At 65.1% G+C, this 14,159-nt stretch carries 14 protein-coding genes; 5 read left to right on the top strand and 9 right to left on the bottom strand.

Going from position 1 to position 14,159, the window contains the following annotated elements; translation table 11 throughout:
- Positions 1–154: 154 nt before the first annotated feature.
- The 3 genes from WBP06_RS01915 to WBP06_RS01925 all read left to right on the top strand — a co-directional run bounded on the left by WBP06_RS01915 (position 155) and on the right by WBP06_RS01925 (position 3,376).
- On the top strand, positions 155–2,317 hold the full coding sequence (locus WBP06_RS01915) for a prolyl oligopeptidase family protein (protein WP_395331314.1): 2,163 nt from the start codon (positions 155–157) through the stop codon (positions 2,315–2,317).
- Between the two features lie 124 nt (positions 2,318–2,441).
- Positions 2,442–2,861: a hypothetical protein gene (locus tag WBP06_RS01920; protein ID WP_395331317.1), complete on the top strand. Its 420-nt coding sequence runs from the start codon at positions 2,442–2,444 to the stop codon at positions 2,859–2,861.
- 116 nt (positions 2,862–2,977) lie between these two features.
- The gene (locus WBP06_RS01925) at positions 2,978–3,376 is read left to right on the top strand and encodes a hypothetical protein (RefSeq protein ID WP_395331320.1); all 399 of its coding nucleotides are present in this window, start codon (positions 2,978–2,980) and stop codon (positions 3,374–3,376) included.
- Here WBP06_RS01925 and WBP06_RS01930 read toward each other — a convergent pair whose 3' ends face one another.
- A complete protein-coding gene (locus WBP06_RS01930; protein ID WP_395331323.1) occupies positions 3,377–4,018 on the bottom strand; it encodes a trimeric intracellular cation channel family protein in 642 nt (213 codons plus the stop codon).
- A 7-nt stretch (positions 4,019–4,025) separates the two neighbouring features.
- Positions 4,026–4,475: a hypothetical protein gene (locus tag WBP06_RS01935; protein ID WP_395331326.1), complete on the bottom strand. Its 450-nt coding sequence runs from the start codon at positions 4,473–4,475 to the stop codon at positions 4,026–4,028.
- Positions 4,476–4,746: 271 nt separating this feature from the next.
- Between WBP06_RS01935 and WBP06_RS01940 the strand changes: the two genes are divergently transcribed.
- Positions 4,747–6,072, top strand: a complete 1,326-nt coding sequence (locus WBP06_RS01940) for a cytochrome P450 (RefSeq protein ID WP_395331329.1) — start codon at positions 4,747–4,749, stop codon at positions 6,070–6,072.
- A 132-nt stretch (positions 6,073–6,204) separates the two neighbouring features.
- Here WBP06_RS01940 and WBP06_RS01945 read toward each other — a convergent pair whose 3' ends face one another.
- Positions 6,205–7,098: a DUF3617 domain-containing protein gene (locus WBP06_RS01945; RefSeq protein WP_395331332.1), complete on the bottom strand. Its 894-nt coding sequence runs from the start codon at positions 7,096–7,098 to the stop codon at positions 6,205–6,207.
- A gap of 163 nt (positions 7,099–7,261) precedes the next feature.
- Between WBP06_RS01945 and WBP06_RS01950 the strand changes: the two genes are divergently transcribed.
- Complete coding sequence (locus WBP06_RS01950) at positions 7,262–8,938, top strand: hypothetical protein (RefSeq protein WP_395331334.1); 1,677 nt, start codon at positions 7,262–7,264, stop codon at positions 8,936–8,938.
- Between the two features lie 113 nt (positions 8,939–9,051).
- Here the strand turns inward: WBP06_RS01950 and WBP06_RS01955 are convergent, their stop codons facing one another.
- From WBP06_RS01955 to WBP06_RS01980, 6 genes are all read right to left on the bottom strand, one after another.
- Entirely contained in the window at positions 9,052–9,984 is a 933-nt protein-coding gene (locus WBP06_RS01955) for a zinc-binding alcohol dehydrogenase family protein (protein ID WP_395331336.1), read from the bottom strand.
- Between the two features lie 116 nt (positions 9,985–10,100).
- Positions 10,101–11,573 carry a DUF4403 family protein gene (locus WBP06_RS01960; protein ID WP_395331339.1) on the bottom strand — a complete coding sequence of 491 codons (1,473 nt, stop codon included), beginning with the start codon at positions 11,571–11,573 and terminating at the stop codon, positions 10,101–10,103.
- Positions 11,574–11,751: 178 nt separating this feature from the next.
- Positions 11,752–12,174, bottom strand: coding sequence for a VOC family protein (locus WBP06_RS01965; RefSeq protein WP_395331341.1), 423 nt, complete (start codon positions 12,172–12,174; stop codon positions 11,752–11,754).
- A 77-nt stretch (positions 12,175–12,251) separates the two neighbouring features.
- Entirely contained in the window at positions 12,252–12,629 is a 378-nt protein-coding gene (locus WBP06_RS01970) for a hypothetical protein (protein ID WP_395331344.1), read from the bottom strand.
- A gap of 179 nt (positions 12,630–12,808) precedes the next feature.
- On the bottom strand, positions 12,809–13,204 hold the full coding sequence (locus tag WBP06_RS01975) for a UrcA family protein (RefSeq protein ID WP_395331347.1): 396 nt from the start codon (positions 13,202–13,204) through the stop codon (positions 12,809–12,811).
- 424 nt (positions 13,205–13,628) lie between these two features.
- A complete protein-coding gene (locus WBP06_RS01980) occupies positions 13,629–14,030 on the bottom strand; it encodes a UrcA family protein (RefSeq protein WP_395331350.1) in 402 nt (133 codons plus the stop codon).
- Positions 14,031–14,159: the final 129 nt, after the last annotated feature.

The following is a 14,159-nucleotide window of genomic DNA, read 5'->3' on the forward strand; positions in this document are numbered from 1 at the left end:
TTTGGGGGAGATGCGCTTCGGCGCATCCTCCTCGATCCGGCGCCAGTCGGATCAAGGCCTCAAGCTTTCCAACAAGGAAAGCCTCCGGCGAGATTGAAAGGGCGGTTGCGGGTGCTAGGCTCGCAGCCGCCTTTTTTCATTCTCGGAGAATAACATGGTGCGTCTGGCCGGCCGTAACGGGCTTCTTGGCGGGGCCCTCGGCATGGCGCTTCTTGCGGCCACTTCGCTTTCGGCACAGGATAAGCCGATCGCCTATCCCGAAACGCGCCGGGGCGAGGTGACGGATACGCTGTTCGGCGAGAAGATCGCCGATCCCTATCGCTGGCTCGAGGCCGATGTGCGCCACGATGCCGACGTTGCCGATTGGGTTTCGCGCGAATCCGCGTTTACCGAAACCTATCTGAAGTCGCTGCCCCAGCGCGCGTGGTTCCAGAAGCGCATCAGCACGCTGACCGACTTCGAACGCTTCGGCCTGCCGCAGAAGGCCGGCAAGCGTTACTTCTACACGCGCAATTCGGGGCTGCAGAACCAGTCGCAGCTGTTCGTGCGCGACGGGCTGACCGGCACGCCGCGTCTGCTGCTCGATCCCAATGCCTGGGCGAAGGACGGCGCCACCGCGCTCGATAGCTGGGAGCCTTCGGACAAGGGGCGCTATCTGCTCTACAGCGTGCAGGATGGCGGCAGCGATTGGCGCGTGCTGCACGTGCTGGACGTCGATACCGGCAAGGTCATGGCCGACGAACTGCGCTGGGTGAAGTTCTCCGCGCTTTCGTGGATCGGTGAGGAAGGTTTCCTCTATTCGCGCTTCCCGGCGCCGAAGGAGGGCGAGACCTTCCAGAGCCGCAATTACAACCAGGGCATCTACTACCACCGCCTCGGCACGCCGCAGTCGGCGGATGAGCTGGTCTATGCGACGCCGGATCATCCGGAATACGGCCATACCGCGCATGTGACGCAGGATGGCCGCCTGGCGGTGATCGCCTCGACCATCGGCACCGATGCGCGCAACGATATCCATGTGATCGACCTTGTCGCGCGCAAGGCGAAGGGCTGGCAGGCCGCGCCGATCGTCACCGGTTTCACCGACGATTGGCATCTGGTGGAAGGGGCTGGCCAGAAGCTCTGGTTCGTCACCAACCAGAACGCGCCGCGCTATCGGCTTGTCAGCATCGATCTGTCGCAAAGCGCGCCGGCCTTCACCGAGGTGGTACCGCAGCGCGACGATATCCTCGAACGCGCGGGCGTGATCGGCAACAACCTCGTGCTCAATTACATGCGCGATGCTTCCAGTCATGCCGAAATCCTGTCGCTGGACGGCAAGAGCGCGCGGTCGCTGGCGCTCAGCGGGATCGGCACGGCATCGGGCTTCCACGGCAAGCCGGGCGATCCGGAGACGTTCTATGCCTTCTCCAGCTTCAACCGGCCGGCTTCGATCTTCCGCCTCGACATGCAAAGCGGCAAGTCGGAAGTCTTTGCCGAGCCGAAGATGGACTTCGATCCCGACAAGATCGTGGTGGAGCAGCGTTTCTACACCTCGAAGGACGGCACCCGGATCCCGATGTTCCTGGTGCGCCGCAAGGATGTGGCGGCATCGGGCAAGCCGGTGCCGACGCTGCTTTACGGCTACGGCGGTTTCGATATCGCGCTGACGCCGGGCTATTCGGCGACGACGATGGCCTGGGTGCAGGCGGGCGGCGCCTACGCCATGGCCAACTTGCGCGGCGGCGGCGAGTATGGTCGCGCATGGCATGACGCGGGCAGGCGCGCCAACAAGCAGAACGTCTTCGACGACTTCATCGCGGCGGGCGAGTACCTGAAGGCGCAGGGCATCGCCGCCAGGGACGGCCTGGCCATCCAGGGCCGCTCCAACGGCGGCCTGCTGATCGGCGCGGTGACGAACCAGCGGCCCGATCTGTTCGCCGCCGCCGTGCCGCAAGTGGGCGTGATGGACATGCTGCGCTTCGACCGGTTCACGGCCGGCCGCTATTGGGTGGACGATTACGGCTATCCGAACCGAGAGGCGGACTTCAAGGTGCTGCGCGCCTATTCGCCCTACCACAATATCCACGATGGCACGGCCTATCCGGCGATCCTGGTGACCACGGCGGATACCGATGACCGCGTGGTGCCGGGGCATTCGTTCAAGTACGCAGCGGCGCTCCAGCATGCCTCGCTGGGCGACAAGCCGCACCTGATCCGCATCGATACGCGCGCGGGCCATGGCTCGGGCAAGCCGACCGACAAGCTGATCGAGGAAAATGCCGACGTTCTGGCCTTCATGGCGCAATGGACGGGACTGACGCCGATCAAGCCCTGACGTTCATGCAATGAGCGATAATCCTGAACCGTGGCTGTCGTCGCGGTTCAGGATGCTCACAAGCTCAGGCACTTAGTGTCCATTCCATCACCGGGCATCGGGCCCGAATTGGGAAGCGCGACACATGGGTATATTCGACGGTACATCGGGCAGGCTTGGCGGCGTGCTGCTGGCTACGGGTCTGGCTTTCGCCGTGGCCGCGCCGGCTTCGGCGCAGGGCTGGTCGCGCGATGCGGTTGGCCAGTGCAGCGCGGCGGCGGAGCGCACGGCCAGTCGCTACAGCTATGGCGGCCGCGCGCGGGTAACCGATATCCGCAGCGTCGATCGCAAGGACTATGGCTACAAGGTCAAGGGCCGGATCGCCGTGAACGCCATGGGTCGCGACTGGCGCGGGGGCGATCCCGATTACGGCCGGGGCTGGGGCCGCGATTATCGCGGGTGGAACGCGAATATGCGCGGTTGGGATTCGGGCACGTTCGAATGCAAGGTCGACCGGCGCGGGCGGGTCTACAACGTCGATTTCAAGGGCATCCGGGGCCTGTGACGGACGCGACGTTCTGACAGCGGGTTGAATTTCCGGGAAATGACAGGGATTATGAGCGGGGCGTGCAGGCGTGCGCCCCGCCATGATCGTTGTCCGAACCCGAAGGAGCCCGATTCATGAACGTCCGTCTCCTCGCCGCCGCTGCGATCTGCGCGGCATCCTTCCCCACTGCCGCGCTTGCGCAGGCGGTCAGCGCTGCCAACGATCCTCGACTGAACAACCAGCGCGATGCCTTCGGCGTCAGTTCGCGGCAGGCCGCACACATGTGCCTGGCCGCTGCCGAGAAGGCCCTGCAGGCCGCCGGCTATACCGGCGTGCAGGTGGTCGGGCTGAAGCAGATCGAGTCCAAGGCGGAAGGCTATGAGCTGGAGGCCTGGGTCAGCGTTTCCGGCGGTGGCCCCGCATGGCGCGGCGCGGATGGCGACAAGGGTGGTCCCTTGCGCGGCACCGTCGATTGCGAGGTCAAGCGCGGCAGCATCGTCGATCTCGATTTCGACGATATTCCGGGCGTGTAGCTAGCCTCTATCCTCCGGCCCGATGTGGGCCGGCAGGCCGAGCGAGAAGTGGATCGCCGCCCCGCGCAGGGCAAAGCCGGCAGCAGCGGCCAGCGCCCAGCTGAGGCCGGCCGAAAGCCCCAGTGCAATCCCGGCCGCTGCCAGGGATGAGGCGAGCGCGGCGGCAGTCACGTAAAGCTCCGGTCGCATCAGGATCGAAGGGCGCCCGGCCAGCACATCGCGGATGATGCCGCCGACGCAGCCGGTCACCACGCCCATCAGGATCGCCGGAACCGCAGGCACCCCCCAGGCCAGCGCCTTGATCGTGCCGAACACCGCGTAGACGGCAAGGCCCAGCGCATCCGCCCATTCCAGCAGGCGCCCCTCCCACCAGCGCACCGGCGTGAACCACGCCAGCAGCGCCACGGCGAGGCAGACCGGCGCCACGGTATGGTCGCGCACCCAGAACACCGGCGCCCCGATCAGCAGATCGCGCAAGGTGCCGCCGCCCACGCCGGTCATCAGCGCGAAGAAAGCGGCGGTCACGAAAGTCTGGCGCATCTGCACTGCCGACAGCGCGCCGGACAGCGCGAAAACGGCGATCCCGAACAAGTCGATCGCCGGCGGCAGGGCAGGGGCCAGAGGTGGGAGGATGGTCGGCATCTCAGTATCATAGACCCGTTGCGTGGAGTTCGGGAAGCGGCGCGAGATCGGGGGCGATCCAGCCTGCGCGCGCTTCGGCGCTCATCAGCACGCCTTCGCTCCAATACGTCAGCAGCCAGCCCGAACCGCCGAGCGGAGAGGCCATGATCGCTGCCAGCACGTGCGAGAGCGGGGCGTCCGGCCCATGCCGCGCCAGTTCCAGCGCGGCGATGCGCATGGAGGCTTCGGTGATCGTCGCGTGAAAGCCGCGCGTCGGGCTTTCCGGCACGCCCACCGCACGGTTGTAGCGGCGGATCACGCTCTCGATCCCGCCATGTTCGGCCAGTACGGCGGGGTGGCGCAGCAGCCAGAGCGCGGCGGCAAAGTGGGCGGCATGGCTCCACTCGGCATAGGGCCAGGTGGTGTCGAGCACGCCATCGGCAATGCGCGCGATCGTTTCGTCATCAAAACAAGTCATCGTCGGTTTCCTGTGTCTGGAGACCCGGACTCCGACGACAAGCGCGCATGTATCCGGCCGGCCGAAGGGGCCGGGCCTTGTCGCGGGTGGAGGGAAGGGAGGCCTTACCTGCCGCGCGCGCACGACCCGACGCTTTCGCCTTGTTGGCGACCGAGCGGGGCAGTGAGGGCGGCGGTGTGGGCCATGCCGGGGCGATATCACAGCGGCCGACCTTTGACCATCTCTGCAAATGTGATACACATAGGATCATAAATTCGGGAGATGCCGCGCCGTGCTCAATCCAGTGCCCAAAACACCGTCTTACGAAACCGCCGACTGGTACACCGACGTCTCGCTGGTGGACGATCCCCACGCCTACTTCGATTTCCTGCGCGCGCAGGGCCCGGTCGTGCGCCTGCCCTATCGCAATGCGGTGGCGGTGACGGGGTATGAGGAGACCATTCAGGTCATGCTCGATACCGAGCACTTCTCCTCGATCAACGGCGTTACCGGCCCGCTGGCCGAACTGCCGTTCACGCCGCAGGGCGACGACATTACCGATGCGCTGGAAGCGCATCGCAAGCAGATCCCCTTCGCGGATCAGGTCGTCACCGAAAGCGGCAGCCGCCATGCCGACTTGCGTTCGATCCTTGCGCGGCTGTTCACGCCGAGCCGGTTGAAGGAGCTTCAGCCCAAGCTGCTCGCCACGGCGGAAGGGCTGATCGACGAGTTCCATCGCGACGGGAAGGTCGATCTGGTGCTGCAATATGGCGGCCCCTACGGCGCGCTGGTGATCTCCGACCTGCTTGGCCTGTCGGAAAAGACGCGCGTGAAGTTCCGCGGACTGCTGGAAGGCGCGATTCCCGTGCCGATGGACGCCAGCGAGGAGGAGATGCTGAAGAATCCGCTGGTGGGCGTGGGCAAGGATCTGTTCAAGCTGATCGCCCAGCGGCGCCTTGCCCTGCATCCGCTGATGCGCCCCTTGCGTGGGGTGCTGGCACCGCAGGACATCCTCTCCGAACTGGCGGAGGCGCGCTATCCCGACGGCCGCAAGCCGACGCTGGTGGACCTGACCAGCCTGGCCGCCTTCCTGTTCGGGGCCGGGCAGGACACCACCAACCGCCTGCTCGCCAATGCCTTCAAGGTCATCGCCACCCGGCCGGACATCCAGCAGGAACTGCGGGACAATCCGGCGCGCATCCCGGCCTTTATCGAGGAAGTGCTGCGCTTCGACGGATCGGTGAAAAGCGGGGGCCGCATGTGCCAGAAGACCACCGTTCTGGGCGGCGTGGAGATCAAGGCGGGCACGGCGGTTCTGATGTCGCACATGGCGGCCAACCGCGATCCGGCCCGTTTCGCCGATCCCGGCACGTTCGACATGGATCGGCCGAAGATCAAGGAACACCTGGCCTTCGGGCGCGGCGCGCATACCTGCATCGGCGCCCCGCTCGCCCGGCGCGAGGTCGTCACCAGCATCGAGCGTTTGCTGGCGCGAATGGGCAATATCCGCCTTTCACCGGCGCATCACGGGCAGGATGGCAACTGGCGGTTCCAGTACGAGCCGACCTATGTCCTGCGCGCGCTGGCGAGCCTGCATCTGGAGTTCGATCCGCTCTGAGGGTGGCTTGATGGAAAGGCGATGTGCGCAGGCTAGAGCAGCTGATCCGATTGCATCGGATCAACTGCTCTAAGAATTTGGTTTATCGCGTTTTTCGGGTCATCAGGTGATTCCACCCGATTAGAAAACGCTCTAGCCCCTGGTGCACGCGCCGATCCGTTGGGCGCTGAGTTCGGATCGCGTCACGGCGAAGAAGGGCCCCTTCGGCAGCTTCACGACAAGGCGGACTTCCTTGGAAACCTCGATCCGGTCCGCATCGACATGGCCGGTGAGCTTGCCCTGATTGATCGCGCCGCCTTCGAGGAAGCAGGTTGACGATCCCGAGATATCCTTGCCCTTGATCCTGATCTTCCAGCTTCGACATGCCGGGCTGTTCACGGAGGCGTCGGGCGTTTGCAGCGCATTCGCGAAGACATGCAGGTCATCCTCGGTCAGACAGGCCTGCCATTGCCGAGCGGCCGGTGGCAGGCCGCGATTTCGACTGGTGGAATATGTGCTATATTCGACGAAGCGCCATAGCCCGGGCGGAATGGGGTGTCGTGATCCGGTGACGGTGATCTCTCCGGGGCTTTCGGCAGGCGGAGGTGCATCGCCTCGCGGGTTGGCATCGCCCTGCGCGCTGGTATTTTCCTGCGCACTGGCGAGCATCTGCCCGATTTCCGCGTCGAACGCGGCTTGAGCCGTGGCGATCGACACGTCCTGTTCGGCGAACCGGTGGATGCGATCGTCCAGGCAGGCCTTGGCACGCACTTCGCCCGAATGGCCTTCCAGCAGGCATTGCTGCAACATGCTGCACAGGATTCGGTCGGCGGCGGGGGATCCCACCGACGGGTTCGGCATACAGGCCCTGAGATAAGGGCCGCGCACGGTGTATTCGACCTTCGTGAAGCGCATCTTGCGGGCCGTGACGGTGATCGGATCGCCCACGGTTTCGGGTGGGTCAGCCAGTCCGGCGAAACCGCTGGACATCAGGATGAGGCAGGCAGAAGCCGCGAGAAATCGGCGCTTCACGCGCGAACGGTCCATCTCTTCCCCCGGCCTTTGCCCTGCTTGTCATGGATGTCCTAGCAAGGAACGCGGGGCAGGTCTTTGCGCAGTTGCACCGTTGCGGCGGTTCTCCCGGCTTTTCTCATGCGCGGCTTGGGTCTAGGGTCCGCGCCGAAAATAGACCCGAAAGGCTTCCCCCCCAATGCCCGGCTTGAACTCCGCCACCCGCCTCGCCCTCGTTCCGTTGTTGCTGGCTGCCAGCGCCTTGCAGGCCATGCCCGCCATGGCGCAGTCGGCCGAGCCTGCCTACGATCTGGCCGCGCAGAAGGCGAAGCTGGCGACGGTGCCGATGCAGGTGGACACCAAGTTCCTGAGCGCGGAGGAACGCGACGTGGTCAACCTGCTGATCAAGGTCTCCGACCTGTTCAGCGAGGTCTATCTGCGGCAGCGCTATGCCGAAAATCCGCAGGTTCGCCAGGCGATCGCGATGAACCGCCGCGCCGACCGCGATTTGCTGTTGGAGATGTACGATCGCAATTTCGGCCCCTGGGACGAACTGGCCGATCTCCACCCGTTCTGGGGCGACAAGCCGATGCCCGAAGGCGCGGGCTTCTACCCCGAAGACCTGACGCGGCAGGAGTTCGAGGCCTATCTGACCGCGCATCCGGACCAGAAGGCGGCGCTGACCAGTGCCTATACCGTGGTGCGCCGCGACGGGAACAAGCTGGTGGCAGTGCCGTACTCGCAGGCCTACAAGCAGTGGCTGGAACCGGCGGCCAAGCTGCTGGACCAGGCGGCGGCGCGGACCAGCAACGCCAGCCTGAAGAAGTTCCTCAGCCTGCGCGCCAAGGCGCTGCGTACCGACGATTACTTCGAGAGCGAACTGGCGTGGATGGATATCGAAGGCACGCCGATCGAACCGGCGATCGGGCCTTACGAAGTCTATACCGATCGCCTGATGGGGGCGAAGGCCTCTTTCGAAAGCTTCGTGACGCTGAAGGATCCCGAGGAATCGGCCAAGCTCGCCAAGTACAAGGCCTTCCTGCGCGATATGGAAGCGAACCTGCCGATTCCGGACGAATACAAGAACTTCCAGCGCGGCTTCGCCAGCCCGATCGCCGTGGCGGAACAGGTGCGCGGCGGCGGCGACAACGTGCCGGGCCCGCAGACCATCGCCTTCAACCTGCCCAATGACGAACGCGTGCGTGAGGCGAAGGGCGCGAAGAAGGTGATCCTCTCCAACGTGCTGGGCGCCAAGTTCGACCTGATCCTGAAGCCGATGGGCGCGCTGGTGCTGGCGCCGGCACAGGCCGGGCTGGTCGATCGCAAGTACATGCAGCTGGAAACGCTGTTCCACGAACTGTCGCACAGCCTCGGGCCGGGCTCGATCGTGGTGAATGGCGAGAAGACCACCGTGGACAAGGCACTGAAGGAGCAGAACTCCGCGATGGAGGAGGCCAAGGCCGATGTCGCCGGGGTGTGGGACTTGCTACTGATGATGCAGAAGGGCGAGCTTCCGGTGGCGGAAAAGCCGAAGCTGTTCGCCACCTACATGGTTGGCGTGTTCCGCGCGGTGCGCTTCGGCGCGGTGGAGGCGCACGGCAAGGGCGCGGCGCTGCAATACGGCTACCTGCGCGCCAAGGGGGCGTTCACCTACGATCCCGCCACCCAGCGCTTCACGGTGGATGATGCGAAGATGGAGGCTGGTCTGCGCGATCTGCTGCATGACATGCTGATGCTGCAGGCACGGGGGGACTATGCGGGCACGATCGCCTTCATGGACCGCTGGGCGAAGCTCGATCCCGATGCGCAAGGCGTGATCAAGGCGATGGGTACGCTGCCGGTGGACATCCGCCCGGTCTATCCCGACGGCGTCTGACCAAGGCGCCGGTCTAGAGCAGTTGATCCGATTGCATCGGATCAACTGCTCTAAGATTTTGGTTTATCGCGTTTTCCGAGTCATCAGGTGATTCCACCTGATTAGAAAACGCTCTAGGGCCGCAACACCACGCGGCCGTAGACGCCCCCGCGCATCATGAAGGCCCAGGCCTCGCTCGCCTCGCAGAGCGCGAATTCGTATTCCACCGGGATTTCCAACTCGCCGTTGGCCACCCGGCGGAGCGCGCTTTCGACAAGCGCGTAGACCGCCGGATCGTCCATCGGCGCGGCGGGGGCGATCGGCAGCAGGTCGAACCGGGTGGAGGCATGTTCATCCGCGTGGAAGCTGGCATAGCGCCCGCCCGATACGACCAGGCGAGAGAGCATGGGATAGTCCCCGCCCAGGCCGGTATCGACCACCATGTCGAAGCCGCGCCCCCGCGTCTCCTCCACGCAGGCGGCCAGGACATCCTCGTCCCACTTGTCGATCAGGCGTGACAGGCCGAAGCCGCCGAGGTTGGAGCGATAGGACGTGTCCGCCGCAATGCCCACCGCGCGGACCCCGGCCTTCGCGGCCATCTGCAGCACGACGATCCCGGTGGCGCTGGTCACGCCGTTGACCAGCATCGTTTCCCCCGCCTGCACCCCTCCGCGTGCGAAAAGCGTGGCGTGGACAGAGGCGACGACGTGCGGCGCAGCCGCCGCGAAGGCCGGATCGATCCCCGCGGGCATGTGCCATACCGCCCCTTCCGGCACGGCGAAAAATTCCGCGAAGGCGCCGCCGGGATGATAGCCGACCACGCGATCGCCCACTGCGAACCGGGTGACGGCGGGGCCGATCGCGACCACGGTGCCCGCGGCCTGGCAACCCGGGATCAGCCGGGGCACGGGTGCCGGCAGTACGACCAACTTGTGGATGTCCACGCATTCCAGCGAAGCCAGCTCCACCTGAATGAGCACGGTGTCGGTGCCAAGTGATGGCTTCGTCGCGGATGCGTAGCGCAGATCAATCCTGCCATCGCCGCCATGCTGGAATACCGCGTTCAACTTAAACTCTGCTTCATGCTTGCATTTTATTTCGTGTGAATATTGTATACGTGGTTTGACGGAGGCGCAACGGACTCCACCTTTCGTATGAGATGCCTGCCGGGGCGTGGGGACGATTATCGCGCAACCGTGATCGTGGCGAGGCCGCTGCCATGCACCGGCAGGTAGAGGCCTTGTCCCGCCGCGCGGATGGTGCCGGTGTGCGCTTCCTTGACCTCGGCACGGATGACCAGCTTGCCCTCGCGCTTTTCGGCGATGGCGCGATGGATCTTGCCGAGCAGGTCCTGATAGTCGTGTTCGAAGTTCTGCCCCAGCGCATTGGCCAGCGTGGCCGAAAGCTCCGGCGCGTTCGCGAAGCTGAGCAACAGCTTGCCGCCCACCATGTCGGTGCCGCCGCTGACATGCAGGTTGGTGAATTCCACCTTGCGCGAATCCGGCGCGTTGGCAGGCGTGGCGGTCAGCCAGACGGTGCCGCTGGATTTCTTGAGATAGCCCTTGTCCCCCCAGACCGACAGTTCGATGCCCACCGCAATGCGCCCGCCGGTGGTTCCGTAGATGGTCGCCTTGCGGAACTCCGCATGCACCGATCCGATGTCGGACACCACGAATGGCCGCTGCTGCCGCTTGACAAGCGCCTTCAGCAGCACCGGTTCCAGTTCGCGGTAATCGGCGATCACCGGGATGAAGAACGCCACCTTGCCGGTATCGCCCTTCAGCGGACGCAGCGGGGGCAGGGCGGTGGGCGCGGGATCGGGCGGGCGATCGCCCACGAAGGTTTCGGTCAGGGCCTTCAGGCCCAGGCGCAACTGCAGGTGGTGGCCGGAAACGGTGTAGCCGCCGTAGAGTGCTTCCTGCGGGGTGATCCGCATCCACACCGGTGGATTGCGGTGGTTGAGTTCCAGCGAGGTGAAGGCCGATGCCCAGGCCCGCTCCACATGCGGCCGCACTGCCACTTTCGCCAGTTCGGCCGCCAGTTGGCGTTCCAGCCCGGCGACGATCGGCGCCAGTTTCTTGTCGGCGGCCTCGGAAAGATCGATCCGCTTGCCCAGGAAATCGATGTGCGGGCTGTCGATCCAGCGATAGGTGATGTCCACCTTGCCGCGCAGCCGCCAGTCGGGCGTCAGGTCCAGGCGGACGCGTGCGGTGGCTTCGGCCCGTGCCGTCGCCGTCTCGTGCTTCAGCACGCCGGCAATGTCGCGCGCCTGCACTTGCGCGGTGATCGGCATCGAGAACACCACGTCGCTGCCCTTGCCGGTGAAGCGCAAGGGGCCGCGCCGTGCGGCGCCGACGATGTCGCACTTGATCCTGGGCGTCTTCACTTTGACGAACACGACCTTGACCTTTTTCGACGGGACGCAGTCCAGCCCGGACTTGTCGATCGACCATAGCGTGCGGGGTATTTCGCGCTCCAGCGCGGGGCCGATTGCGGAGGCATCGGCATCGATCGGCACCGTCAGCACCGAAGCCTGCGGCTCGACGACGATGGCGTCGTGGGTGCGCGGCGGCGGCCCTTCCTCTGCAGTGCGATGGCATCCCGCCGGCGCCAGCGCCAGCAGGATCAGGGTGGAAGAAACGCGCCTTGCCTTCATCTCACCTCGGATCCGCTTTCGCTGCCACTGGATTGACACGTACGCGAGTGGCCCGGGTTGTTCCAGCGCCGGGCATCGGGTGTTTCCGCTGGACGGAACGAAAGAAGCCGCAGTTCGTGCCGGGATTTCCCGTGGGTCAGGCTGGCCCGCCCCGCCCCGCCCCGATCCGTCCGCAACATCAGGTGGCGAACAACTGCCCCAGATCGGCGAAGGCCTTCATTTCGATGGCGTTGCCCGATGGGTCGCGGAAGAACATCGTCGCCTGCTCGCCCGCTTGCCCGGCAAAGCGAATGTAGGGCTCGATCCCGAAGGCGACACCCGCCTCTCGCAGGCGCAGCGCCAGCGCTTCCCAGTCTTCCATGGCCAGCACGATTCCGAAATGCGGCACCGGCACGCCATGCCCGTCCACCGGGTTGGAGCCGCTGTCGCCGCGCGCCATCCCGGGCACGAGATGGGCGACGATCTGGTGGCCGTAAAAATCGAAATCCACCCAGGATGCGCTGCTGCGGCCTTCGCGGCAGCCGATCAGGCCGCCCCAGAATGCACGGGCGGCATCAAGATCATGAACCGGAAAGGCGAGGTGGAAGGGGCGCAGGGTCATGGGAGTGAACTACCGTCGATCTTGGATGCACGCCACGGGAAACGCTGACCCCTGATGATGCCGCGAACCGGATCCGTTCAGCGGCAGCGCGAATAGTCGCCCGCGCGGCAGGCGGCAACGTCGCGACGCCACTTGGCCAGATCGGCCTTGTACTGGCGACGGGCCTGCGCATAATTGCGCGCATCGGCGCGCCCATCGTCGTCCCCGCGGTCGTCGTTGCCACGCTGGCCCCTGTAGGATTTCCAGCCTTCGGCATACTGCGCATCACGCTTGCGCACATAGGCCAATTGGTCCTGATTGAGCTTGCGGATGATGGCACGATCGCGGGCCACGGCATCGGGCGTCATCGTCGGATCGTGCGGATCGTCGGCCAGTGCCGGGCTCGATACGCCAGCCAGGATTCCACAGGCAAGCACCGGCGCGCCAAGCGCCAGCAGGATACGCGACCCCCTCATCATTATTCTCCGTCCCTGAGGTATTTGCGCCAAGCTCTGCCGCCGGGGGGCAGGCCGTGCAAAGCCTATGCGACGAATGGTGGCGTGCGGAGATGGAGTGTGCAGGGCCTGCGGTCAGCAGAGGGAATTGGCGGGAACCGGGATCGCCGCCCACGGGGGAAGGCGGCGATCCCGTCCCGTCAGCGCGCGGAACGCCCGGCGGTCGAACCGCGGGCAACCGCCAGGACGGCTACCTGCCCGCCGTGATCGCGAGCGGCGAGCACGGTGTCGCGCGCCGCGAATGCCTGTTGGGTGCTTTGGGTGCGGCATGTGCGCATGTCGGCATAGGCCGGCAGGTCGCGGATGTCGGCGCTGCCGCAAACATGGTCGACCGCCGTTGCGATGCGCGTATCCAGCTGCGCACGGCCTTGCGGCGTACCCAGATCGAGGTCGGCATAGTGGACCTCTTCGGTGGGACGATCCTCGACGACCATCATCGCCGCATCGGTTCCGGCGCGCGCCATGGCCGGCGCCGAAGCTGCCGAAACTACGAGAGCCGCGAAAGTCAGGACATTGCGAATGTTCGATTGCATCATGCTCGTATCTCCGTTCGGTCCGGGAACCTGCCCCGGCGCGGTGGTGGACTGCGAGCGACCCTCATGCTTGTGTCGATATTCGGACCAGTTGTCTGGTGGCTCTTATGGCGGCCGGTTTGCGAAGACCCGGGGCCGTGCCGGAACCCTGCCGCGCTTGCGGGCGCGACACGATTTTTCCTGAAGACCATGCTGCAGGATGCCGCATGGCCCAGTCTATTTCATTGGCTTGAAATATAAGTCCCCTTCGTGGAAAATGAGTTCCACGTCGATAAAAGTAATTTCAATGAGAAGTATTCTATAGGGTGTGTCTATTCGCCCATGCCACGGACGGCTTGCCGAAAGTTTCGGTGCGGCGTCCGATTGGTGCGTCCCTCCGGCCCGGTTTCATCCGGGCCGGGAGGAAGCTGCCGTTCACCTCTGCCGTTCACCTCTGGGCAAAAATCGCCAGGGTTTGCGGCGTCTTGGCCATGGCAAGGGTCTGTCCCTGGGCACGGGCGGCCATGTGCTGCGCGAAGAGTTCGTCACGGGCGGCATAGGCCCGCACGGTCGACTCGCCTCTACAGTCCATCATATGGCTCAACTCGTCGAGATTGCGGTAGTCTGCGGTGCCGCAGACGGTGCGAACGGCGGAATCGAGCCGCGTCGTCAGTCGATCGCGACCGGCCTCGCTGTCGAGGTTGAGGTCGTTGTACGTGACGAAGACGTGCGGCACGTTCGGGTCGATCGTGCGGTTCTTCACGATGACGTCCTCGGCGGCGGCGGGCATGGCAAGACCAAGCGCGGCGCCGAACAGGACGACGGAAGCGATCATGGAATTCCTGGACATCTTGGGTACTCCTCCTTCAAGGGCGCAGTTCCGCATCCCCGAAACCCGTGTTTCGCGGTGCAAGTGCTGCGGCGACCCTGTGCGATCTGAAAATATCCCTCTTGCACAGACGCTTGGCGCGGCCGTGCG

It is taken from the genome of Novosphingobium mississippiense, assembly GCF_044029535.1.
Classification (GTDB): Bacteria; Pseudomonadota; Alphaproteobacteria; order Sphingomonadales; family Sphingomonadaceae; genus Novosphingobium.